Source organism: Streptomyces sp. NPDC050617, assembly GCF_040654795.1.
Classification (GTDB): Bacteria; Actinomycetota; Actinomycetes; order Streptomycetales; family Streptomycetaceae; genus Streptomyces.
Map to the genome: position 1 here is coordinate 363217 of NZ_JBFAIS010000004.1, position 23626 is coordinate 386842.

Annotated in this window: 22 protein-coding genes; 6 read left to right on the plus strand and 16 right to left on the minus strand. The window is 71.3% G+C overall.

Translation table 11 applies throughout. The features are described from left to right. Window positions 1–12 precede the first annotated feature (12 nt). From AB0I49_RS08410 to AB0I49_RS08430, 5 genes are all read left to right on the plus strand, one after another. A complete protein-coding gene (locus tag AB0I49_RS08410) occupies window positions 13–1410 on the plus strand; it encodes a helix-turn-helix domain-containing protein (protein ID WP_363226041.1) in 1398 nt (465 codons plus the stop codon). Between the two features lie 13 nt (window positions 1411–1423). Beyond that, the gene (locus tag AB0I49_RS08415) at window positions 1424–2179 is read left to right on the plus strand and encodes a TIR domain-containing protein (RefSeq protein ID WP_363226042.1); all 756 of its coding nucleotides are present in this window, start codon (window positions 1424–1426) and stop codon (window positions 2177–2179) included. Then, the gene (locus AB0I49_RS08420; protein ID WP_363226043.1) at window positions 2179–4134 is read left to right on the plus strand and encodes an ABC transporter substrate-binding protein; all 1956 of its coding nucleotides are present in this window, start codon (window positions 2179–2181) and stop codon (window positions 4132–4134) included. Before AB0I49_RS08415 ends, AB0I49_RS08420 begins: the two co-directional genes overlap by 1 nt. 47 nt (window positions 4135–4181) lie before the next feature. After that, window positions 4182–5543 (plus strand): hypothetical protein, encoded by a 1362-nt coding sequence (locus AB0I49_RS08425; RefSeq protein WP_363226044.1) that lies wholly within the window; start codon window positions 4182–4184, stop codon window positions 5541–5543. Between the two features lie 136 nt (window positions 5544–5679). Next, on the plus strand, window positions 5680–6339 hold the full coding sequence (locus AB0I49_RS08430; RefSeq protein WP_363226045.1) for a DUF4360 domain-containing protein: 660 nt from the start codon (window positions 5680–5682) through the stop codon (window positions 6337–6339). 117 nt (window positions 6340–6456) lie between these two features. On the opposite strand, the gene metK is transcribed toward AB0I49_RS08430, so the two are convergent. From metK to pyrR, 13 genes are all read right to left on the minus strand, one after another. Continuing rightward, entirely contained in the window at window positions 6457–7680 is a 1224-nt protein-coding gene (gene metK / locus AB0I49_RS08435; protein WP_363226046.1) for a methionine adenosyltransferase, read from the minus strand. A 172-nt stretch (window positions 7681–7852) separates the two neighbouring features. Continuing rightward, window positions 7853–9070 carry a bifunctional phosphopantothenoylcysteine decarboxylase/phosphopantothenate--cysteine ligase CoaBC gene (gene coaBC / locus AB0I49_RS08440; RefSeq protein ID WP_363226047.1) on the minus strand — a complete coding sequence of 406 codons (1218 nt, stop codon included), beginning with the start codon at window positions 9068–9070 and terminating at the stop codon, window positions 7853–7855. A gap of 140 nt (window positions 9071–9210) precedes the next feature. Next, window positions 9211–9483, minus strand: a complete 273-nt coding sequence (gene rpoZ / locus AB0I49_RS08445; protein WP_030879741.1) for a DNA-directed RNA polymerase subunit omega — start codon at window positions 9481–9483, stop codon at window positions 9211–9213. Window positions 9484–9538: 55 nt separating this feature from the next. Further along, on the minus strand, window positions 9539–10144 hold the full coding sequence (gene gmk / locus AB0I49_RS08450) for a guanylate kinase (protein ID WP_363226048.1): 606 nt from the start codon (window positions 10142–10144) through the stop codon (window positions 9539–9541). 38 nt (window positions 10145–10182) lie between these two features. Then, a complete protein-coding gene (locus tag AB0I49_RS08455) occupies window positions 10183–10506 on the minus strand; it encodes an integration host factor (protein ID WP_030879735.1) in 324 nt (107 codons plus the stop codon). Between the two features lie 214 nt (window positions 10507–10720). Further along, on the minus strand, window positions 10721–11572 hold the full coding sequence (gene pyrF / locus AB0I49_RS08460) for an orotidine-5'-phosphate decarboxylase (RefSeq protein ID WP_363226049.1): 852 nt from the start codon (window positions 11570–11572) through the stop codon (window positions 10721–10723). Next, window positions 11569–12678, minus strand: a complete 1110-nt coding sequence (locus AB0I49_RS08465; RefSeq protein ID WP_363226050.1) for a quinone-dependent dihydroorotate dehydrogenase — start codon at window positions 12676–12678, stop codon at window positions 11569–11571. The genes pyrF and AB0I49_RS08465 overlap by 4 nt, the downstream gene beginning before the upstream one ends. A gap of 94 nt (window positions 12679–12772) precedes the next feature. Then, a complete protein-coding gene (gene carB, locus AB0I49_RS08470) occupies window positions 12773–16093 on the minus strand; it encodes a carbamoyl-phosphate synthase large subunit (protein ID WP_363226051.1) in 3321 nt (1106 codons plus the stop codon). Next, a complete protein-coding gene (gene carA / locus AB0I49_RS08475) occupies window positions 16086–17237 on the minus strand; it encodes a glutamine-hydrolyzing carbamoyl-phosphate synthase small subunit (protein WP_363226052.1) in 1152 nt (383 codons plus the stop codon). The genes carB and carA overlap by 8 nt, the downstream gene beginning before the upstream one ends. Then, the gene (locus AB0I49_RS08480; protein WP_363226053.1) at window positions 17234–17797 is read right to left on the minus strand and encodes a hypothetical protein; all 564 of its coding nucleotides are present in this window, start codon (window positions 17795–17797) and stop codon (window positions 17234–17236) included. The genes carA and AB0I49_RS08480 overlap by 4 nt, the downstream gene beginning before the upstream one ends. Then, entirely contained in the window at window positions 17794–19080 is a 1287-nt protein-coding gene (locus tag AB0I49_RS08485) for a dihydroorotase (RefSeq protein WP_363226054.1), read from the minus strand. Before AB0I49_RS08485 ends, AB0I49_RS08480 begins: the two co-directional genes overlap by 4 nt. Before the next feature lie 2 nt (window positions 19081–19082). Beyond that, entirely contained in the window at window positions 19083–20105 is a 1023-nt protein-coding gene (locus tag AB0I49_RS08490) for an aspartate carbamoyltransferase catalytic subunit (RefSeq protein WP_363226055.1), read from the minus strand. Window positions 20106–20209: 104 nt separating this feature from the next. After that, complete coding sequence (pyrR, locus tag AB0I49_RS08495; RefSeq protein ID WP_363226056.1) at window positions 20210–20815, minus strand: bifunctional pyr operon transcriptional regulator/uracil phosphoribosyltransferase PyrR; 606 nt, start codon at window positions 20813–20815, stop codon at window positions 20210–20212. Window positions 20816–21011: 196 nt separating this feature from the next. On the opposite strand from pyrR, the gene bldD reads away from it, so the two are divergent. After that, complete coding sequence (gene bldD, locus AB0I49_RS08500) at window positions 21012–21512, plus strand: transcriptional regulator BldD (protein ID WP_003982726.1); 501 nt, start codon at window positions 21012–21014, stop codon at window positions 21510–21512. 111 nt (window positions 21513–21623) lie between these two features. Here bldD and nusB read toward each other — a convergent pair whose 3' ends face one another. Genes nusB through AB0I49_RS08515 form a run of 3 tightly spaced genes read right to left on the minus strand, consistent with a single transcriptional unit; the run spans window position 21624 to window position 23593 of the window. Further along, a complete protein-coding gene (gene nusB / locus AB0I49_RS08505; RefSeq protein WP_363129724.1) occupies window positions 21624–22058 on the minus strand; it encodes a transcription antitermination factor NusB in 435 nt (144 codons plus the stop codon). Window positions 22059–22060: 2 nt separating this feature from the next. Beyond that, on the minus strand, window positions 22061–22627 hold the full coding sequence (gene efp / locus AB0I49_RS08510) for an elongation factor P (protein WP_363226057.1): 567 nt from the start codon (window positions 22625–22627) through the stop codon (window positions 22061–22063). Window positions 22628–22675: 48 nt separating this feature from the next. Continuing rightward, on the minus strand, window positions 22676–23593 hold the full coding sequence (locus AB0I49_RS08515; protein ID WP_363226078.1) for a M24 family metallopeptidase: 918 nt from the start codon (window positions 23591–23593) through the stop codon (window positions 22676–22678). Window positions 23594–23626 lie beyond the last annotated feature (33 nt).

A 23626-nucleotide genomic window follows, 5' to 3' on the forward strand; every position in this document is an offset into this window, starting at 1 on the left:
ACGGAGGTCGAAATGCCGGAGCAGCCGTACGAGTTCGGGCGGGAGCTGCGCAGACGGCGGCTGGCCGCGAAGTGGTCGCTGGAGCGGCTCGGCCAGTCGGTGCACTACAGCAAGGCCCAGCTGAGCAAAGTGGAGCGGGGGCTCAAGCGCCCCACCCAGGAGCTGTCCCGGCTCTGCGACACCGTGCTCGGGGCCGGCGGCGCGCTCGCCGCCCTGGTCCCCGGCCGGTCCCCGGCGACCGGCCTGCCGAATTCCGATGCGCATCGCAACGACGCGCACCACGACGACGCATATCACCACGACGCACATCGCCACGACACACGTCGCAACGACGCACACGACTCCGACACGCACCACTCCGACGCACATCACGACGATGAGGTGTGGCTCATGCGCCTGGGCAAAGACGGAACGGGCTCGTTCCGCCCGATGAACCGCCGCCGGGTCCTCACGGCGGGAGCCGTCTCGGTTCTCGCCATGGGCGTCGGCGGCGTGCAGATCACCGCCGACACCGGGGCGACGACGCTGGTCGACGCCCACCGCTCGATGTTCGACCAGTTCCGGAGGCTGGGCCAGCTCTCCGGCCCCGGCGGCGTCCTGCCCCCGCTCATAGCCCAGACCCACAGCCTCGAACAGCAGGCTGCCCGCTCCGGCCCGGCTACCCGGCGCGAACTGCTCGTCCTGGCCTCCCGGTACGCGGAGTACGCGGGCTGGATGGCGCAGGAGTCCGGCAACGACGGCTCCGCGCTGTGGTGGACGGACCGGGCCGTGGAACTCGCGACCGCCGGCGGCGACCGCGAACTCGCCGTCTACGCGCTCGTACGCCGGGCCCTCGTCAGCCTCTTCCGCGGCGACACGGCCGCCGCCGTCCGCCTGTCCGACCACGCCCTGGCCAGCCCCGCGCCACCGCGCATCCGCGGCCTGGCCGCACAGCACCTCGCCCAGAGCCACGCCGTCGCCGGCGACCACGACGCCTGCATGCGCAGCCTCGACCGCTCCCGCGAACTCCTCGCCCTCGACGCCGCGGACCCGTCGTCCCCGGTGATCGGCGCCTCCCATCTGCCCGACGTCGTCTCGATGTTCACCGGCTGGTGCCTGTACGAACTCGGCCACCCGCGCCGCGCCGCCGAAGTCCTCGACCGGGAGACCGCCCGCCTTCCCGCGGACGCGCTGCGCACGCGGGCCCGGTACGGGGTGCGGCGGGCCCTGGCGCACGCGGCGGCCGGGGAGATCGAGGAGGCGTGCGCGGTGACGCGGGGCCTGCTCGACGCCGTCGGGCTGGTGCGCTCCGCCACGATCACGGCGGACCTGCGGCGGCTGGCGCGGGTGCTGGGGCGGCATCCGCGCAGCGCGGCGGTGCGAGCGCTGGCCCCGGACCTGGGCAGCGTTGTGACCCAATCGTCTCTCTGAGAGGACGCACATCATGCATGAACTGTTCATCAACTACCGTGTCATGACCGCCAAATCGACGGCCTTCACTTTCGAGCGCGTCCTGACCGAGCGGTTCGGTCCGGACAGCGTCTTCCTCGCCGGCCACCAGTCCATCGACCTCGGCGCCAACTACATCGCCTCCCTCGTCAACAAGGTCCGGCGCTGCAGTGTCCTGCTCGCCCTCGTCGGCCCGGACTGGCTCGACGCCCCCGACCCCCGGCGCAGGGGCCGCAGGGCGCTCAACAACCCGGACGACTGGGTCCGCCGGGAGCTGGAGGAGGCGTTCGGGTGCGGCGTGCTCGTCGTGCCGGTCCTGATCGAACGGCACACCGACCAGTTGGACGCGCGACGGCTCCCGAAGCCGATCGCCAGGCTGGCTGAGTGCCAGTTCGAGCGCTTCCACGAGCGCACCGCCGACACGGACCTCGTCCGGCTGGGCGACCGGCTGGTGCAGCAAGTGCCGGAACTGGCGTCCCTGGACAAGCACCGCCCGGCCCCTGACGAGCAGTCGGCGGCGCCTCAAGAGCCGACGATGAGCAACACCGGGCAGAGCGGCGGCATCGGCAATATGCACGGGAGGCTCGACACATACGTCCACGAGTCGTACGGCCCGCTCCACACCGGGCGCGGCGAGCTGATCAACGGACCGCAGTTCAACGGCGAAAACACCAGCTACGTAGCCCACAGCCAGGGCGGCAACCACCCTCGGTTCGGCTCCTCCCATCGGGACGAGGAGGGCGAACGCTGATGGCCGGACCGGCCCAGGAGGACAACACCACCTTCATCTCCGAGTCCTACGGTGCGACGCACACCGGCGAGGGCACGCAGTTCAACCTCTATATGCAGCAGGCCACTTCACGCCTCGGCGATCTCGGCGGGAGCCCTCGGCTCATCGCCCGGGACGAACGCGAATGGCTCGACCGGCGCTTCATCGAGCCCGACCGGTACGGCCAGGCGCGCGACATGCTGCGCGACCACGGCAGCGTCCTGCTCGGCGGCGGGACGGGGAGCGGCCGGCGGGCCGCGGCCGTCATGTTGCTGCACCGGTCGCCGGGGACCGAGGGCAGCCTCCATGAGCTCCCCGACACCCAGGACGACAAGGGCTCCCAGGCCCTGGACACCTCCGTCATCGGAGCGGGCGACCGCCTGCTGCTGGACCTGTCGAACAGCGACGAGGCCCGGTACATCGCCGTGCAGAACGAACTGTCGGCGTTTCGCGCGGTGCTGAACGAGCGTGCGGCACGGCTCGTGGTCGTGCTCCCCGCCCACTTCGGCTACCTCCAGGGGCCCGGCCAGCGTCAATTCACGGTGGAGATCGGGCGGCCGTCCGGACACGAGGTGCTGATGCGGTACCTGCGGGTCGACCGCGTCGTCTTCGACCGCAGCGAGGTGGACTCCGTCGCCGACCTGCAGGAGTACCTACTCCACGAGCCCATGCGCGAGATCGCCAGGTTGGCGGACCGCATCCGCATGGAGCGGGACGACAGCCACGAAAAGGACGACGCGTTCCCCCAGTGGTGCGCACGCGCCTTGGGCGCGGTCACCGACCGTACCCCGGAAGTCGCGGACTTCATCGCCAAGGCGGAGGGGCGGCAGCGGGCGCTGGCGCTGTCGCTGGCCATGCTCCACGGGCGCAGGCCGGACGCGGTCTTCCGCGCCACGGAGTCGCTGCTGAAGGCCATAAGTCATCCGACGGACGAACGCCCCCGGCTGGAGCACCTGGATCTGACCGCACAGTTCAAGGGCATCGGGGCCGAGACTCAGCCGGACGGCATGGTCCGCTTCCGCATACCGGCGTACGCCCAGGCGATCCGCACCCACTTCTGGACGTACTTCCCCGACGTACGGACCAACTTCAGGAACTGGGTCAGGGACTGCGTCCTGGACCCGGCCTTCGGAGCGCCCGAACGCGCCGTCATGGTCCCGCACTTCGCGGAACAAGGCTTGCGCACCGACCGTCCCCCGGACTTGCTTGCGCTGGCCGAGCGGTGGACGCACGGCGGCGCGGTACGGCTCATGCCCGACACCGTCCAGCTCCTGGCCGTGGGCCTGCGCCACGAACGGCACGGCCGGGCGTTCCGGAGGCAGATCTACGACTGGTCCCTCGATCCGCACCTGACGGCGTTGCGCAGGCGCGTCCTGGTCGTGGTGTGCTCCAAGGTCATGTCGGAGACCCACCCCGACCAGGCCCTGGTGCGCCTGCACCACCTCGCCCGCCGGGAGCGGCCCGCGAAGGAGAACCCGGCCCTCGACGCCCTGCTCGCCCTCGCCGCCGGCGACGGCCGCCTCTTCCGCCTGCTCCTCGACCGCCTGGAGCCCGGCAGGTGGCCGCGGGACGCGGTCGTCTTCTACGCGCTCGCCGACCACGCCTCCCGCACCCGCGCCCTCTACTCCACCGTCGCCGTGCGCGAGCGCCTCATGACCGGCTGGGCGGCCGTCTTCCGGCACCGCTCGCGCGAGGAGTGGAGCGCGCCCGCGCGCGGTTGGCTGGCGGCGGCCGGCGCCCTGGTCGGCGGCCGCGGCGAGCAGTTGCTGGACGTTCTCGCCCGAGCGGCCGCGGGCCGCCCCGGTACGCCGGGCCGTCTCCACGTCCTCTTCAGGGACTGGGCGTACCCGAGCCCGGAGCGCGCCGCGCTCGTATCCCGCTTCGACCGCGCGCTCGACGCCGCGCAGGGCATCGAGCCCGTCCCCCTCGGCACGTGACACGTGTCGCGGAAAACTCAGACGATCCGGACGCGGGAGGCCGCGCTATGAGTTCTGGCCACAAGACCATGACGTTCTTCGTCACCGTCATCTGCGGGCTGATCCTCGTCATCGCCGGGCTGACCACGCGGTGGCCCCCGTGGGCCTGGGCGGTGGCCGCCGCGGCGCTGCTGGTCGGCGCGGGCCTTGTCCTCGTGGCCGGCCCGCGCCCCCGCGGGCCGGTTCCGCCGGAGTACGCGCTGGAGCCGGACTGGCCGATTCCGCAGGCGGAGCGCTGGGAGCAGGCCGTTTCGGGGATCGCGCTGCCGAGCCGCGTGGACGACTACGACTTTCTCTTCTCCGCCACCGTCCGCTGGTGTCCGCTGGACGCCCCGGCCGCCGCCCCGCACGTCAACGCGGGCGCGCTGGCCATCGAGTCGGTGCTCGAACGGGCCCGGCACATCACCGTCCTCCAGCCGCCGCACCGCAGTTCACTCGCCCAGTACCAGCTCAACGGCGCGCTCGGCACGATGCGCCCCGACCCTTCGTGCAGGGTGGAGGCCATGGCCGAGAACGTCGCGCTCCGCCTCTGCGAGTCCGACGCGGAGCGGCTGGTCAAACTCTCCGCCGTACGCAAGGACGAGGACGTCTGGGAGCACGAGCGCAACTGGGAGCGCAACAAGCGCGAGTACCTGGGGAAGGACGTGCTCAAGGACACCGGCAGCGCCGTGGTGTGGTGGATGGCCCGCAACGAGGACGAGGTCGAGAGGACCGTGAACCTGATCGGCCCGCTCGCCCAGCTCACCTCGGCGGCCAACAACGAGGACGTGCCCGAGCCGTTCCAGCGGCTGGTGCCCGGGTCGCGCCCCGAGCCGGAGCCGGAGCCGGAGCCGCGGTTCGCAGGGGCCTGGCCGCCGCCCTACGAGCGATCGCCCTACGAGCCGCCGCCTCCCGCCGATGACGGCCCGCCGGGCGGCGGCACGGTGCTGTCCGACCTGGTGGACAGGCTGATGGACCAGGCGGGGATGGGCGAGGACGCCCCCGAGCGCGCGCTGTTCGCCCGCCGGATCGCGAACGACCTCGATGCCGCGAACGCGCCGGACGCCGCCGACGAGATCCGCCGCCGCTTCGACGCTCCGACGCCCCCGCCGGCCGCCGATCCACCCGACGATGACGACGGACCGGACTCCGACGAACCCCGTACGGGCGGCGGGCCGGATTCCGGCGCACCCGGTACGGGCGGTGGGCCCGGTACAGGTAGCACGCCCCGTACAGGCAACGGACCCAGCGCAGGCGGCGCACCCCGTACAAGCAGCGGCCCCGGCGCAGGCAGCGCCCCCGATCCCGACAGCGACCCCGGCCCCGAAGCCCCCTCCACCGACACGGACGACTTCACCGACCCGGACGGCCCCCCGCCCGCCCCCGGCTGAATCAAGGCGTAGTTTCGCACCGACTCTCGGAGCGAGCGGGGTCCGTTCCATGATCCCCGTGCTGGCATGCCCTCGTCATTCCTCTCCTGTCGTCCCCGAGCCGCGGGGACGCCAGGACGACTGGAAGGAAGAGCCCATGATCCGCACCTTGGGCGTTGGTTCCGCCGCGGCGGCGTTGTTCCTCATCGGGACGGCCGCCCCCTCCTCGCCGGCCCGTGGCGGCGACGAGGTGCCGCCGCCCACCGGCAAGATCACGATCACCGTCGCCACGGTCAACGGGTCCGGCTGCCGCCCCGGCAGCGCCGCGGTGGGCGTCGCCCCGGACAACACCGCGTTCACCGTGACGTACAGCGAATACCTCGCCCAGGCGGGCAAGGACACCAAGCCCACCGACGCCCGCAAGAACTGCCAGATCGCGCTGAACGTCCACGTACCGCAGGGCTTCACCTACGCCATCGCCCGCGCCGACTACCGCGGCTACGCCTCCCTCGCGCCCAAGGCCACCGGCCTGGAGCAGGCCGGCTACTACTTCCAGGGCTCCCAGCAGACGGCTCGCCTCAGCCACCGGTTCACCGGCCCGTACGACGCCAACTGGCAGACCTCGGACGAGACCGAGCTCGACGCGCGCGTCTACGCGCCCTGCGGCGAACAGCGCTACTTCAACATCAACACCGAGCTGCGCGTCGACGGCAAGAACGCCGATCCCAAGCTCACCAGCTACATGGCGATGGACTCCACCGACGGCAGCATCAACACGCTGTACCACTTCGCATGGAAGAAGTGCCCCAAAAAGTAAGAAATGCCCCAAAAGGTAACGCGCACCGCCCGCTCGCCGCACCGGACAGCGCTTCGCCCCGCCGATCGGATCCGTCCGATCGGCGGGGCGAAGCAGCCGTTGTCCGCGCGGGGAGGGTTACAGCCCCGCGGCCCGGCGCAGCGCGTCCACGCGGTCCGTGCGCTCCCACGTGAAGTCCGGGAGCTCGCGTCCGAAGTGCCCGTACGCGGCGGTCTGCGAGTAGATCGGGCGCAGCAGGTCGAGGTCGCGGATGATCGCGGCGGGGCGGAGGTCGAAGACGTCCGAGATGGCCGTCTCGATCTTCTCCACGTCCACGGTCGCGGTGCCGAAGGTCTCCACGAACAGGCCGACCGGCTCGGCCTTGCCGATCGCGTACGCGACCTGGACCTCGCAGCGCGAGGCGAGGCCGGCGGCCACGACGTTCTTGGCGACCCAGCGCATGGCGTACGCGGCCGAGCGGTCGACCTTGGACGGGTCCTTGCCGGAGAAGGCGCCGCCGCCGTGGCGGGACATGCCGCCGTAGGTGTCGATGATGATCTTCCGGCCGGTGAGGCCGGCGTCGCCCATCGGGCCGCCGATCTCGAACCGCCCGGTCGGGTTCACCAGCAGCTTGTAGCCCTCGGTGTCGAGCTTGATGCCGTCCTGGAGCAGCTCGCCCAGGACGTGCTCGACCACGAACTCCCGGATGTCCGGCGCCAGCAGCGAGTCCAGGTCGATGTCCGAGGCGTGCTGGGAGGAGACGACGACGGTGTCGAGGCGGACTGCCTTGTGGCCGTCGTACTCGATGGTCACCTGGGTCTTGCCGTCGGGGCGCAGGTAGGGGATGGTCCCGTTCTTGCGGACCTCCGAGAGGCGGCGGGAGAGCCGGTGCGCCAGGTTGATGGGCAGCGGCATGAGCTCGGGCGTCTCGTCGCAGGCGTAGCCGAACATCAGGCCCTGGTCGCCCGCGCCCTGCTGGTCGAGTGCGTCGTCCTCGCCGTCCTCGGCGGTGCCCCCGACTCGTTTCTCGTAGGCGTCGTCGACGCCCTGCGCGATGTCCGGGGACTGGGCGCCGATGGATACGGACACGCCGCAGGAGGCTCCGTCGAAGCCCTTCTTGGACGAGTCGTAGCCGATGTCGAGGATCTTGTTGCGCACGAGCGTGGCGATCGGCGCGTATGCCTTCGTCGTCACCTCACCGGCCACGTGGACCTGGCCGGTGGTGATCAACGTCTCAACGGCGACCCGCGAGGACGGGTCCTCCTTGAGGAGAGCGTCGAGGATCGTGTCGCTGATCTGGTCAGCGATCTTGTCGGGGTGACCCTCGGTCACGGACTCCGAGGTGAACAGGCGGCGGGACACATCGCTCCCTGGGGTTGCAGCGGCTGCTGGCTGATCATTGACGGACCGGTCGGGGGCTGCGCCCGACGCCGATCCGGGGCCAGTTTATCCGGCCTTCTCCTGAGCTGGGCATCGCGTCTCGGTCTATGGGAACGTCGTGACCTGCGACACCCTCGAACGGCGCTCGATCCGCTCACGCCAATCGGGGCGCGACCAGGCTCCACACCGTGTCGGCCAGCGCCTCCTTGGGCCCGTACGGCACGGAAGTCTCGGTTCCGTCTGCGGCGAGCACCACGGCCTCGTTCTGCTCGGAGCCGAAGGTGCGGCGTTCCCCGACTTCGTTGACAACCAGCAGGTCACAGCCCTTTCGGGCGAGTTTCGCGCGGCCGTTCGCGAGGACGTCGTCGGTTTCGGCGGCGAATCCGACGATGATCTGTCCCGGACGCGCCCGTGACGCGGAGATCTCCGCCAGAATGTCTGGATTGCGGGTGAGATCGACAGGGGCCGGCTCCTGTCCGTCCTTCTTTTTAATCTTCCCCTGGGCGTACTGAACTGGCCGAAAATCGGCTACCGCTGCGGCCATCACTACTGCATCAGCGTCCACAGCGGCCTCCAGCACCGCCTCCCGCAGCTCGACGGCCGTGCCCACCCGCACCACATCGGCCCCGGCCGGGTCGGGCAGCCCGGAGTTGGCGGCGATGAGCGTCACCCGCGCGCCACGCGCCACGGCCGTACGGGCGAGGGCGTAGCCCTGCTTGCCGGAGGAGCGGTTGCCGAGGAAGCGGACCGGGTCCAGCGGCTCGCGGGTGCCGCCGGCGGAGACGACCACATGGCGGCCCGCGAGGTCGGCGCGCGCGGCCTCCGGGCCGCGAGCCAGGACGCCGCGGCACACCTCGAAGATCTCCGCGGGTTCCGGCAGGCGGCCCTTGCCGGTGTCGACGCCGGTGAGCCGCCCCACGGCGGGCTCGATGACGAGGGCGCCGCGCCGGCGCAGGGTGGCGACGTTCTCCTGGGTGGCCGGGTGCTCCCACATCTCGGTGTGCATGGCGGGCGCGAAGACGACCGGGCAGCGGGCGGTGAGGAGCGTGTTGGTCAGCAGGTCGTCGGCGAGGCCGTGGGCGGCCTTGGCCAGCAGGTCGGCGGTGGCGGGGGCGACGACCACCAGGTCGGCGCCCTGCCCGATCCGTACGTGCGGCACCTCGTGGACCGCGTCCCACACCTCGGTGGAGACGGGGTTGCCGGACAGCCCCGACCAGGTGGCCTCGCCGACGAAGTGCAGCGCCGAGGCGGTCGGCACGACCCGCACCGCGTGGCCCGACTCGGTGAAGCGGCGCAGCAGCTCGCACGCCTTGTAGGCGGCGATGCCGCCGCCCACTCCCAGGACGACCTTGGGCTGATCCGGCTTTTCCATGCTCTTCGCTTCTCCCCGCGCTCTCAGGTGTACTGCGGCTGCCGCGGGGTACCGCCTGCCACGCGCAGACCCCGCGGGTACCCATGACACACCACGGGCCCGGCAGCCGCGCTGCCGGGCCCGTGGACGGGTCGTTCTGCTTACTGCGCCGGAGCCTCGATCGCCTCCGAGGTCAGCAGGCCGGCGTTGATCTCGCGGAGCGCGATCGACAGCGGCTTCTCGTGGACGTGCGTGTCCACCAGCGGGCCGACGTACTCCAGGAGGCCCTCGCCGAGCTGCGAGTAGTACGCGTTGATCTGGCGCGCGCGCTTGGCGGCGTAGATCACGAGGCTGTACTTCGAGTCGGTTGCCTCAAGCAGCTCATCAATCGGCGGGTTGATGATGCCCTCGGGCGCGGTCATAGAAGAGGACACGCTCTGCCTTCCGCTGCGTCGTACTGCGGGGGTCATCCCCCAGAGTTGCCGGGGATCACTCCCCAGAGTTATTCAGCATCAAGGCTAGCAGCTCACGGGCCACGTCCTCGACGGAGGTATTGACGAGGGTGGTGTCGAACTCGGCCTCGGCGGCCAGCTCCACCTTGGCTGCGGCCAGCCGGCGCTCGATGACCTCGGGCGGCTCCGTGCCCCGGCCGGTGAGCCGGCGGACCAGCTCGTCCCAGCTCGGCGGGGCGAGGAAGGTCAGCCGGGCCTCGGGCATCGACTCGCGGACGAGCCGCGCGCCCTGGAGGTCGATCTCCAGGAGGACGGGCTCGCCCGCCTCCAGCCGCTCCTGGACCGCCCGCCGGGGCGTGCCGTAGCGGTTGCCCGCGAACTCGGCCCACTCCAGCAGTTCGCCGTTGGCGATGAGCTTGTCGAACTCCTCGTCGTCCACGAAGAAGTACTGGACCCCGTCCTGCTCCCCCGGCCGCGGCTTGCGGGTGGTGGCGGAGACCGAGAGCCATACCTCGGGGTGGACCTTGCGCATATGCGCGACGACCGTGCTCTTGCCGACCCCGGAGGGGCCGGAGAGCACGGTCAGCCGCGGATGTCTGGCCGGAGGGACGGGGGCCGTCCCCCGGGAGACTGGTGTACTCATGCAGCGATTATCCCGGTTCCCAGGAGTGCCTGGGAACGTCAGGCCGCCTTGCCGCCGAACTCGCGCTCCAGCGCGGCGATCTGGTTGGTGCCGAGACCGCGGACACGGCGGCTTTCGGAGATGCCGAGTCGCTCCATGATCTGTTTGGCGCGGACCTTGCCCACGCCGGGGAGCGACTCAAGCAGGGCTGAGACCTTCATCTTGCCGATGACGTCGTTCTTCTGTCCCTGCTCGATGACGTCATGCAGCGAGGCGCCGGAGTGCTTGAGTCGATTCTTGACCTCGGCGCGCTCCCGGCGAGCCGCGGCGGCCTTTTCTAGCGCGGCTGCGCGCTGTTCAGGGGTAAGGGGCGGAAGAGCCACGCCTACGTCACCTCGGATGTCGAACTGTCGGATACGGACCGGTGAGGAACCTAGTCGCCCCACACCTACGGAGCAACGAGCAACGCGCTTGCACGTTCGCTCTCGTCGGAGACTAGCGGCCGATCCCGCTCCAGTCAGCGAGAACAGGTGAAAACTCCTGGTCAGACTCGCTCGACTAGTACTTTTCCGGACATAACAACCAACAATTTTGACATCAGCCGACCGCCGCGCGGACTTCTTCGGCGAACCGCGCGGCGGAAGCGCGCAGTCCGGCGGCGTCCGGACCGTGCCGCAGCACCCCCCGGCTGACGCTCGGGACGACGTCCCGCACAGCCGCGCCGAAGACCCGCGGGAGGTCGGCGGGGGTCGCGCCCTGCGCGCCGATGCCGGGGGCGAGCAGCGGGCCGTTGATCGCCGGGTCCACGCCGGCCGCGCCGAGCGTGTCGCCCAGCGTCGCGCCGACGACCGCGCCGTACGAGCCCATGGGCGCCGCGCCCGCGTTCTCGTCCCGCAGGTGGCCGAGCATCGTGGCGGCGACGCTCGTGCCGTCGGCCCGTACGGCGTGCTGGACCTCGGCGCCCTCCGCGTTGGAGGTGAGCGCCAGCACGAAGACGCCGGCGCCGCTCTCGCGGGCCAGGTCCAGCGCCGGGCGCAGCGAGCCGTAGCCGAGGTACGGACTGAGGGTGACGGCGTCGGAGAAGAGCGGGCTCGCCGGGTCGAGGTAGGTCGCGGCGTACGCGGCCATGGTGGAGCCGATGTCGCCGCGCTTGGCGTCCATGAGGACCAGGGCGCCCGCGGCGCGGGCCTCGGCGACGGCCCGTTCCAGGACGGCGATGCCGCGCGAGCCGAACCGCTCGAAGAAGGCGGACTGCGGCTTGAGCACGGCGACCCGGTCGGCGAGCGCCGCCACGGCCGTACGGGTGAAGGTCTCCAGCCCCGCGATGTCGTCGCCGAGTCCCCAGTCGGCGAGCAGCGAGGGGTGCGGGTCGATGCCCACGCACAGCGGGCCGCGCTCGTCCATGGCGCGGCGCAGGCGGGTTCCGAAGGGCTCCGGGGCGCTGGTCATGCGGTCACCTTCCGGTGCTCGGCGCCGACGGCGTCGGCGAGGGTGGCGTACGGGCTGGCGGCGAGGCGCTCGGCGAGGCCGCGGTGGAGGGTGCGGCACCAGAAGGGGCCCTGGTAGATGAAGGCGCTGTAGCCCTGGACGAGGGTGGCGCCGGCGAGGATGCGCTCCCAGGCGTCGTCGGCGCTCTCCACGCCGCCGACCCCTATCAGGGTGATCCGGTCGCCCACCCGGGCGTACAGGCGGCGCAGGACCTCCAGGGAGCGGGCCTTCAGCGGCTGCCCGGAGAGTCCGCCGGTCTCCTTGGTCAGCGACGGCTCGGACCTGAGGCCGAGGCCGTCGCGGGCGATGGTGGTGTTGGTGGCGATGATGCCGTCCAGGCCGAGTTCGACGGCGAGGTCGGCGACGGCGTCCACGTCCTCGTCGGCGAGGTCGGGGGCGATCTTGACCAGGAGGGGGACGCGGCGGCCGGGCACGGTGCGGTCGGCGGCCTCGCGTACGGCGGTGAGCAGCGGGCGCAGGTGGCCGACGGCCTGGAGGTCGCGCAGTCCGGGGGTGTTCGGGGAGCTGACGTTGACGACGAGGTAGTCGGCGTGGGCGGCGAGGCGCTCGGTGGAGGTGACGTAGTCGGCGACGGCGCCCTCCTCCGGTACGGCCTTGGTCTTGCCGATGTTGACGCCGACGGTGGTCTTGAAGACGGGGTTGCGGGCCGCCAGGCGGGCGGAGACGGCCGCGGAGCCTTCGTTGTTGAATCCCATACGGTTGATCAGCGCGCGGTCCTGCACGAGGCGGAAGAGGCGCTTCTTGGGGTTGCCGGGCTGAGGCTCGGCGGTGACGGTGCCGATCTCGACGTGGTCGAAGCCGAGCATCGTCATGCCGTCGACGGCGACGGCGTTCTTGTCGAACCCGGCGGCGAGGCCGAAGGGGCCGTGCATCCGGCGACCCAGGGCCTCGACGCGCAGCGCCTTGTGGCGGGGCGCGAGGAGGGCGGCGAGGAGGGTGCGCAGGACGGGGACGCGGGCGGCGCCGCGGATCCAGCCGAAGGCGAGGTGGTGGGCGGCCTCCGGGTCCATGCGGCGGAAGATCAGCTGAAAGAAGATTCGGTACATTTCGGGCCTTCTGGGCATAGGGCTGCACGGGAATCACGGAGAGACGGGTCTCGCGAAGAGGGGGGACACCGGCCGGTGTCCCCCCTCCCGCGCGCTACGCCTCGCGCGCCGCGGTCAGATGTTCCGCGTGGTCCTGGAGGGAGCGCACCCCGACGTCCCCGCGGGTCAGCGCCTCGATACCCTGCACGGCGGCGGCGAGCGCCTGCACCGTGGTCAGGCATGGGACGGCGCGGGCCACGGCGGCGGTGCGGATGTCGTAGCCGTCGAGGCGGCCGCCGGTGCCGTACGGGGTGTTGACGATCAGGTCGACCTGGCCGTCGTGGATGAGCTGGACGATCGTCTTCTCGCCGTTCGGCCCCTCCCCCTCGCTCTGCTTGCGCACCACGGTGGCGTTGATGCCGTTGCGCCGCAGCACCTCGGCTGTGCCGGAGGTGGCGAGCAGCTCGAAGCCGTGCGCGACCAGCTCGCGGGCCGGGAAGATCATCGAGCGCTTGTCGCGGTTGGCGACGGAGACGAAGGCCCGGCCCTTGGTGGGCAGCGCGCCGTAGGCGCCGGCCTGCGACTTGGCGTACGCGGTGCCGAAGACCGAGTCGATGCCCATGACCTCGCCGGTGGAGCGCATCTCCGGGCCGAGGACGGTGTCCACGCCGCGGCCGGAGGCGTCCCGGAACCGCGACCAGGGCAGCACGGCCTCCTTGACGGAGATCGGCGCGTCCAGCGGCAGCGTGCCGCCGTCCCCGGTCCTCGGCAGCATGCCCTCCGCGCGCAGCTCCGCGACGGTCGCGCCCAGCGAGATGCGGGCGGCGGCCTTGGCCAGCGGGACGGCGGTCGCCTTCGAGGTGAAGGGGACGGTGCGGGAGGCGCGCGGGTTGGCTTCGAGGACGTAGAGGATGTCCCCGGCCATCGCGAACTGAATGTTGATCAGCCCGCGCACGCCGACGCCCTTGGCGATGGCCTCGGTGGAGTTCCGCAGCCGCTTGATGTCGTAGCCGCCGAGGGTGATCGGGGGCAGCGCGCACGCCGAGTCGCCGGAGTGGATGCCGGCCTCCTCGATGTGCTCCATGACGCCGCCGAGGTAGAGCTCGTGGCCGTCGTAGAGCGCGTCCACGTCGATCTCGATGGCGTCGTCGAGGAACCGGTCGATGAGGACCGGGTGCTGGTCGATCAGCCCGGCGTGGCGCTCCAGGTACTCGCCCAGCGACGGCTCGTCGTAGACGATCTCCATGCCGCGCCCGCCCAGCACATAGCTGGGGCGGACCATGACCGGGTAGCCGATCTCGGCGGCGATGTCCTTGGCCTCCGCGAAGGAGAAGGCGGTGCCGTACTTCGGCGCGGGCAGCCCGGCCTCGGTCAGCACCCGGCCGAACGCGCCGCGCTCCTCGGCGAGGTCGATGGCCTCCGGCGAGGTGCCCACGATCGGCACGCCGTTGTCCTTGAGCGCCTGGGCCAGGCCCAGCGGGGTCTGGCCGCCGAGCTGCACGATGACGCCCGCGACCGGGCCCGCCTGCGTCTCCGCGTGGACGATCTCCAGGACGTCCTCCAGGGTGAGCGGCTCGAAGTAGAGCCGGTCGGAGGTGTCGTAGTCGGTGGAGACGGTCTCCGGGTTGCAGTTGACCATCACGGTCTCGTACCCGGCGTCGGAGAGCGCGAAGGAGGCGTGCACGCAGGAGTAGTCGAACTCGATGCCCTGGCCGATGCGGTTGGGCCCGGAGCCGAGGATGATCACGGCGGGCTTCTCGCGCGGCGCGACCTCGCTCTCCTCGTCGTACGAGGAGTAGAAGTACGGCGTGCGGGCGGCGAACTCGGCGGCGCAGGTGTCGACCGTCTTATAGACCGGCCGTACGCCCAGCGCGTGCCGCACCTCGCGCACGACGTCCTCGCTCAGCCCGCGGATCTCCGCGATCTGGGCGTCGGAGAAGCCGTGCCGCTTGGCCTCGCCGAGAATCCCCGGCTCCAGCTTCTCGGCCGCCGCGATCTCGTCCGCGATCTCGTTGATCAGGAAGAGCTGGTCCACGAACCACGGGTCGATCTTCGTGGCGTCGAAGACCTCGCGCTGCGTGGCCCCGGCGCGGATGGCCCGCATGACGGTGTTGATCCGCCCGTCGGTGGGGACCGCCGCCTTCTCCAGCAGCTCCGCCTTGTCGCCGACGGCGCCGGGCACGCCCGCGAAGTCGAACTGCGAGCCCTTCTTCTCCAGCGAGCGCAGCGCCTTGTTCAGGGCCTCGGTGAAGTTGCGGCCGATGGCCATGGCCTCGCCCACCGACTTCATGGTGGTGGTGAGGGTGGCGTCGGCGGCCGGGAACTTCTCGAACGCGAAGCGGGGCACCTTGACCACGACGTAGTCGAGCGTGGGCTCGAAGGACGCCGGGGTCTTCTCGGTGATGTCGTTCGGGATCTCGTCCAGGGTGTAGCCGACGGCGAGCCGGGCCGCGATCTTCGCGATCGGGAAGCCCGTCGCCTTCGAGGCCAGCGCCGAGGAGCGGGAGACGCGCGGGTTCATCTCGATGACGATGACCCGGCCGTCCTCCGGGTTGATCGCGAACTGGATGTTGCAGCCGCCGGTGTCGACGCCGACCTCGCGGATGATCGCGATGCCGACGTCCCGCAGCCGCTGGTACTCGCGGTCGGTGAGCGTCATGGCCGGGGCGACGGTGATCGAGTCGCCGGTGTGCACGCCCATCGGGTCGAAGTTCTCGATGGAGCAGACGACCACCACGTTGTCGTTGCGGTCGCGCATCAGCTCCAGCTCGTACTCCTTCCAGCCGAGGATGGACTCCTCCAGGAGCACCTCGGTGGTCGGCGAGAGCGTGAGCCCCTGGCCCGCGATGCGGCGCAGCTCGTCCTCGTCGTGCGCGAAGCCGGAGCCCGCGCCGCCCATGGTGAAGGAGGGGCGGACGACGACGGGGTAGCCGCCGAGCTGCTCGACGCCCGCGAGGACGTCGTCCATGGAGTGGCAGATGACGGAGCGGGCCGACTCGCCGTAGCCGATCTTGGCGTTGACGGCCTCGACGACGCCCTTGAACAGGTCGCGGTCCTCGCCCTTGTTGATCGCCTCGACGTTGGCGCCGATCAGCTCGACGTCGTACGCCTGGAGGGTGCCGGCCTCGTGCAGGGAGATCGCGGTGTTGAGCGCAGTCTGGCCGCCGAGGGTGGGCAGCAGCGCGTCGGGGCGCTCCTTGGCGATGATCTTCTCGACGAACTCGGGGGTGATCGGCTCGACGTAGGTGGCGTCGGCGATCTCCGGGTCGGTCATGATCGTGGCCGGGTTGGAGTTGACCAGGATGACGCGCAGGCCCTCGGCCTTGAGCACGCGGCACGCCTGGGTACCGGAGTAGTCGAACTCCGCGGCCTGGCCGATGACGATCGGGCCGGAGCCGATGACCAGGACGGACTGGATATCGGAGCGCTTAGGCACGCTGGCCCTCCATGAGGTCTGCGAAGCGGTCGAAGAGGTAGGCCGCGTCATGCGGGCCGGCTGCTGCCTCGGGGTGGTACTGGACGCTGAAGGCCGGCTGGTCGAGCAGGTGGAGGCCCTCCACCACGCCGTCGTTGAGACAGACGTGGGAGACCTCGGCGCGGCCGTACGGGGTCTCGGAGACCGCGTCGAGCGGCGCGTCCACGGCGAATCCGTGGTTGTGCGCGGTGATCTCGACCTTGCCGGTGGTGCGGTCCTGCACGGGCTGGTTGATGCCGCGGTGGCCGTAGCCCAGCTTGTACGTGCCGAAGCCGAGCGCGCGGCCCAGGATCTGGTTGCCGAAGCAGATGCCGAAGAGCGGGGTCCGCCGCGCCAGCACCTCCTTGACCACGGTCAGGTCCGCGGTGGCCGGGTCGCCCGGCCCGTTGGAGAGGAACACGCCGTCGGGCTCCACCGCGTACAGCTCCTCGGCCGTGACGGTCGCCGGCATGACGTGCACCTCGATGCCGCGCTCGGCCATCCGGTGCGGGGTCATGCCCTTGATGCCCAGGTCGACGGCGGCGACCGTGAACCTCTTGGTCCCGATCGCCGGGACGACGTACGGCTCGGCGGTGGCGACCTCGGCGGCGAGGTCGGCGCCCGTCATCTGCGGGGCCTCGCGGACCCGGGCGAGCAGCGCCGCCTCGTCGGCGACGCTCTCGCCGGAGAAGATCCCGGCCCGCATCGCGCCGCGCTCGCGCAGGTGGCGGGTGAGGGCGCGGGTGTCGACGCCGGAGATCCCGACGACGCCCTGCCGCTCCAGCTCCTCGTCCAGCGTGCGCCGGGAGCGCCAGTTGGACGGCGTACGGGCGGGGTCGCGCACCACATAGCCCGCGACCCAGATCCGCCGGGACTCGTCGTCCTCGTCGTTGACCCCGGTGTTGCCGATGTGCGGCGCCGTCATGACGACGACCTGGCGGTGGTACGAGGGGTCGGTCAGCGTTTCCTGGTAGCCGGTCATGCCGGTGTTGAACACCGCTTCGCCGAAGGTCTCCCCCACGGCCCCGTAGGCGCGGCCGCGGAAGCTGCGGCCGTCCTCCAGGACGAGTACGGCGGGGGCCGCCCCTTGCCTCTGCGAGGCGTTCCCCGGCTTGGAGGTCGTCATCGTGCGGTGCCTTCCGTTGCGTTGATCATGGTGTTGACTGCCTCGGTCCACTCCGCGTGCTCGGCGGCCCGGTCGGAGCGGAACCCGGAGTCGAGCTCCTTGCCGCCGTGCTCCCACGTGACGACCAGCAGGCCGCCCTCGGCGAGGACCTTGCCCGCGATGCCCTTGTCGAGCCGGGCGCCGCGCAGCCGGTCCGCGGGGATGAAGAAGTCCTGCGCTCCGGGGCGTACGACGTCCAGCCCGGCGTCTGTCAGGGTGAGCTCGGCGCGGCTGCGGGTGCCCAGGCCGCGGGCGACGATGCGGTCGAGCCACTGGCCGGCCGTGGTCGAGCCGTGGTAGCGGCCGGTCATGGTCAGCCGGGGCTCGCCCGGCGCCTCGGGCGCGACGGGCAGCTCGGGCAGGTCGCCCTGGAGCGAGCCGCGCCACTTCCAGCCCTCGCGCATCAGCCAGTAGACGAGCGCGATGAAGAGCAGCAGCCCGACGACCCAGCCGATCCGTCCGGCCCAGTCGGTGACCTCCTGCGACTTCTGCTCCGCAGCGAGGATTGTCGAAAGTCTCACGTCAGCTTCCCGTCCACGACCGTTGCCCGGCCCCGCAGGAAGGTGTGGGTGACGCGCCCCGGCAGCTCGCGGCCCTCGTAGGGGGTGTTGCGGCTGCGGGAGGCGAAGCCCGCGGGGTCCACGGCTCCACGGTAAGCGGAATCGAGGAGGGTGAGGTTGGCGGGCTCCCCGGCGGCGATGGGGCGGCCGTGGCCGCGGAGCCGCCCGATGTCCGCGGGGCGCACCGACATGCGGTCGGCGACGCCCTGCCAGTCGAGGAGGCCGGTGTCGACCATCGTGTGCTGGACGACGGAGAGCGCGGTCTCCAGGCCGACCATGCCCATGGCCGCGGCGCCCCACTCGCAGTCCTTGTCCTCGTGCGGGTGCGGGGCGTGGTCGGTGGCGACGCAGTCGATGGTGCCGTCGGCGAGCGCCTCGCGCAGGGCCAGCACGTCGGCCTCGGTGCGCAGCGGCGGGTTCACCTTGTAGACCGGGTTGTACGACCGTACGAGCTCGTCGGTCAGCAGCAGGTGGTGCGGGGTGACCTCGGCGGTGACGGCCCAGCCCTTGGACTTGGCCCAGCGCACGATCTCGACGGAGCCGGCCGTGGAGAGGTGGCAGATGTGCACGCGCGAGCCGACGTGCGCGGCGAGCAGCACATCGCGGGCGATGATCGACTCCTCGGCGACGGCGGGCCAGCCGCCGAGGCCCAGTTCCGCGGAGACGACGCCCTCGTTCATCTGGGCGCCCTCGGTGAGCCGGGGCTCCTGGGCGTGCTGGGCGACGACGCCGTCGAACGCCTTCACATACTCCAGGGCGCGGCGCATGATCACCGCGTCGTCCACGCACTTGCCGTCGTCGGAGAAGACCCGCACCCCGGCGGCGCTGTCGTGCATCGCGCCGAGCTCGGCGAGCTGCTTGCCCGCGAGGCCCACGGTGACGGCGCCGATCGGCTGCACGTCGCAGTAGCCGGACTCCTTGCCGAGCCGCCAGACCTGCTCGACGACGCCCGCGGTGTCGGCGACGGGGAAGGTGTTGGCCATGGCGTGCACGGCGGTGAAGCCGCCGACGGCGGCGGCCTTGGTGCCGGTCAGGACGGTCTCGGAGTCCTCGCGGCCGGGCTCGCGCAGATGGGTGTGGAGGTCGACGAGGCCGGGCAGCAGGATCTGCCCCTGGGCCTCGACGACCTGGGCGTCGGCAGCCTCCAGGGCGGGGCCGACCGCGGCGATGGTCCCGGCGTCGATCAGTACGTCCTGCGGCTCGCCGCCGAGGGGGCGCGCACCGCGGATAAGGATCTTGCTCATGGTTACTCGGTCTCCTCGGTGCGGGCGGTGGTGTGCGAAGGGGCGGCTGCCGGGGCGCCGCCGAGCAGCAGGTACAGGACGGCCATCCGGATGGAGACGCCGTTGGCGACCTGCTCGACCGCGGTGCAGCGGACGGAGTCGGCGACCTCGGCGGTGATCTCCATGCCGCGGTTCATCGGGCCGGGGTGCATGACGATCGCGTGGTCGGGCATCCGCGCCATCCGCTCGCCGTCGAGCCCGTAGCGGCGCGCGTACTCGCGCTCGGTGGGGAAGAACGCGGCGTTCATCCGCTCGCGCTGCACCCGCAGCATCATCACGGCGTCGGACTTGGGCAGCACCGCGTCGAGGTCGTAGGAGACCTCGCAGGGCCACTGCCCGACGCCGATCGGGACCAGGGTGGGCGGCGCGACCAGGGTGACGTGGGCGCCGAGCGTCGTCAGCAGGTGGACGTTGGAGCGGGCGACGCGGCTGTGCAGGATGTCGCCGACGATCGTGATGCGCCGCCCGGCGAGGTCCCGGCCGGTGCCGTCGCCCGGTCCCCGGTGGTGGGTGGGGCCGCCGTCGGCCGCGCCCGCCAGGTGGCGGCGCATGGTGAAGGCGTCGAGCAGCGCCTGGGTGGGGTGTTCGTGCGTGCCGTCGCCGGCGTTGACGACGGAGCCGCCGATCCAGCCGGAGGTGGCGAGGCGGTGCGGCGCGCCGGAGTCGTGGTGGCGGATGACGACGGCGTCGGCGCCCATCGCCTCCAGGGTCAGCGCGGTGTCCTTGAGCGACTCGCCCTTGGAGACCGAGGACCCCTTGGCGGAGAAGTTGATGACGTCGGCGGAGAGCCGCTTGGCGGCGGCCTCGAAGGAGATGCGGGTGCGGGTCGAGTCCTCGAAGAAGAGGTTGACGACGGTCCGGCCGCGCAGCGTGGGCAGCTTCTTGATCGGCCGGTCCGCGACGCGTGCCATCTCCTCGGCGGTGTCGAGGATCAGTACGGCGTCGTCGCGGGTGAGGTCGGCGGCCGAGATGAGGTGACGATTCATCCGGGTACTCCGTGGGTGCTGAAAGAGGTGCGTGGATGCCGTGGGGCAGGCAGGCAGACAGAGCCGCGGACACGGCTGGGCCGGGTCCGTCGGGGGTGTCCGCGCTACCGCTCGCCGCCGGACTGGGCGGTGGGCTTGACGCCGAGGAGCACGCTGTCGCGGCCGTCCTCCTCGGTGAGCTGGACCTTGACCGTCTCCCGCAGCGACGTGGGGAGGTTCTTGCCGACGTAGTCGGCGCGGATCGGGAGTTCGCGGTGGCCCCGGTCGACGAGGACCGCGAGCTGCACGGCGCGCGGGCGGCCGATGTCGCCGAGCGCGTCGAGGGCGGCGCGGATGGTGCGGCCGGAGAAGAGCACGTCGTCGACGAGGATCACCAGGCGGCCGTCGACGCCGTCACCGGGGATCTCGGTGCGGGCGAGGGCGCGGGCCGGGCGGAGCCGCAGGTCGTCGCGGTACATGGTGATGTCGAGGGAGCCGACCGGCATCTTCCGGCCGGTGATCTCCTCCAGCTTGGCGGCCAGCCGGTCGGCGAGGAAGACGCCGCGGGTGGGGATGCCGAGCAGCACCACGTCGTCGGCGCCCTTGGCGCGTTCGACGATCTCGTGGGCGATGCGGGTGAGGACCCGCGCGATGTCCGGGGCTTCCAGCACGGGGCGTGCCGGTTCCGGGCTGCCTGCGTCCGGACCCAGGTCCGGGCTCTTGGTGTCCATGGGAAACGGACCTCCTTCTCCGCCTCACGGGACGGACCTTAAAGGACGTCGGGTTTACGCCAGTCACGTTACCAGGGTCGTACGGGGCGTACGTCAACACCCCTGACGGGGGACGGCATGGACCGTTCGGCTTGACGAAGTCAGATTACGCTGCGTAACCTCACAGTGAGTTACCAGTCTTCGTCCGGGGAGCTTTATGTCCAGCGAATACGCCAAACAGCTCGGAGCCAAGCTTCGCGCCATCCGCACCCAGCAGGGCCTCTCGCTGCACGGCGTCGAGGAGAAGTCCCAGGGCCGCTGGAAGGCCGTGGTCGTCGGTTCGTACGAGCGCGGCGACCGAGCCGTCACCGTGCAGCGCCTGGCCGAGCTGGCCGACTTCTACGGCGTCCCGGTGCAGGAGCTGCTGCCCGGCACCACGCCCGGCGGAGCCGCCGAGCCGCCGCCGAAGCTGGTGCTCGACCTGGAGCGGCTGGCCCACGTGCCGGCCGAGAAGGCCGGCCCCCTCCAGCGGTACGCGGCCACGATCCAGAGCCAGCGCGGCGACTACAACGGCAAGGTGCTCTCGATCCGCCAGGACGACCTGCGCACCCTCGCCGTCATCTACGACCAGTCGCCCTCGGTGCTGACGGAGCAGCTGATCAGCTGGGGCGTGCTCGACGCCGACGCGCGCCGCGCCGTGCAGCACGAGGACATCTGAAGCCCCCGAGGTCTCGATCGTCTCGCCGCACCACTGCAGAAACGTGCCGCCGCCCTCGGCGGAACCCCTTCCCGGGTTCCGCCGAGGGCGGCGGTCCTGCTGGTGCTGCCGTTACCGCGTATCGCGCCGCAGGCTCGGCTTCAGCTCCTTGAAACGGCCGAGAAGACCATTGACGAACGCGGGCGAATCGTCGGTGGAGAACTCCTTGGCGAGCTGCACCGCCTCGTCGATCACCACTGCGTCCGGCGTCTCGTCCTCCCAGACCAGCTCGTACGTGCCGAGCCGCAGGATGTTCCGGTCGACCACCGGCATCCGGTCGAGCGTCCAGTCGACCGCGTAGTCGGCGATCAGCTCGTCGATCCGGGGCGCGAACTCCGCGTACCCCTCGACGAGCTGCATCGTGTACTCGGTGACCGGCGGCTGCCGGTCGTCCGAGCGGGAATGCCGTATCCAGTCCGCGAGCACGTTCTGCACGGACGTACCGCGCTGGTCGGCCTCGAAGAGGATCTGGAAGGCGCGTTTGCGGGCCTTGTTACGGGCAGCCACGGTTAGCTGTTCACCCGACCGAGGTACTCACCGGAACGGGTGTCGACCTTGATCTTCTCACCGGTGGTGATGAAGAGCGGGACCGCGATCTCGTAGCCGGTCTCCAGCTCGGCCGGCTTGGAGCCGCCGGTGGAGCGGTCGCCCTGCACACCGGGCTCGGTGTACTTGATGACGAGTTCGACGGCGGCCGGCAGCTCGACGTAGAGGGGGTTCTCCTCGTACACCGCGACGACGGCCTCGAAGCCCTCGAGGAGGTACCGGGCGGCGTCGCCGACGACCTCGGGAGCGATGAAGAGCTGGTCGTAGGTCTCCATGTCCATGAAGACGAAGTTTTCGCCGTCCTTGTACGAGAACTGCATGCCGCGCTTGTCGACATTGGCCGTCTCGACCTTGGTGCCGGCGTTGAACGTCTTGTCGACGACCTTGCCGGAGAGCACGTGCTTCAGCTTGGTACGCACAAAGGCGGGGCCCTTGCCGGGCTTGACGTGCTGGAACTCGACGACGGACCAGAGCTGGCCCCCGTCGAGCTTGAGCACCATGCCGTTCTTGAGGTCGTTCGTGGATGCCACGGTTGCGGAATCTCCTGGACTGAAGCTGGTGGAACCAGGAGGCGCGCGCTACAGCGCGAGCAGCTCCTTGGTCGTAATGGTGAGTAGCTCGGGGCCGCCGTCCGCCTCGGAGCGGACGACGAGCGTGTCATCGATCCGGACACCACCCCGTCCCGGGAGGTGAACCCCCGGTTCGACGGTGACCGGCACGCAGGCATCCAGTTTACCCATGGCCGCGGGCTCCAGCCGAGGGTCCTCGTCGATTTCCAGTCCGACCCCGTGGCCGGTGCGCGCTTCGAGCCCCTCGCCGTGGCCCGCGGCCCGCAGCACCTGCCGCGCCGCGCGGTCCACATCCCGGCACGCCACACCCGGCGCGAGCGCCTCCCGGCCCGCCCGCTGCGCCGCGAACACCACCTCGTACAGCTCGATCTGCCACGACGCCGGGGAGGTGCCGATGACGAACGTACGGCCGATCTCACACCGGTAGCCGCCGTAGTCGGCGCCCAGCCGGACGCTGAGGAAGTCGCCCTCCTCCACCCGGCGGTCCGTCGGCCGGTGGTCCGGCGAGCCCGAGTTCGGCCCCGCGCCCACCGACGTCGAGAAGGCCGGGCCGGCCGCGCCGTGGTCCACGAGGCGGCGCTCCAGCTCCAGCGCCAGATGCCGCTCGGTGCGGCCGACCAGGATCGACTCCAGGAGTTCGCCGAGCGCCTGGTCGGTGATCTCCGCGGCGATGCGCAGGCAGGAGATCTCCTCCTCGTCCTTGACGACCCGCTGCTGCTCCACGGCGCGGCCGAGGTCGGCCAGGCGCATCCCCGGCGTGACGGAGCGCACCGCCCGGTACTGGGCGACGCTCAGATGGTGCTCCTCGACGGCGAGCGAGCCGGAGCCGGCCGCCGCGGCGCGGGCCGCGGCGGCGACGGCCGGGCCCCGCCCCCCGCTCTCCGCCGCGAAGCCCGCGAAGAGGCGGCGCATGGCGCGTTCGAAGATCGCGTCCTGGTCGGCCGGGCCGGACGCGCCCTC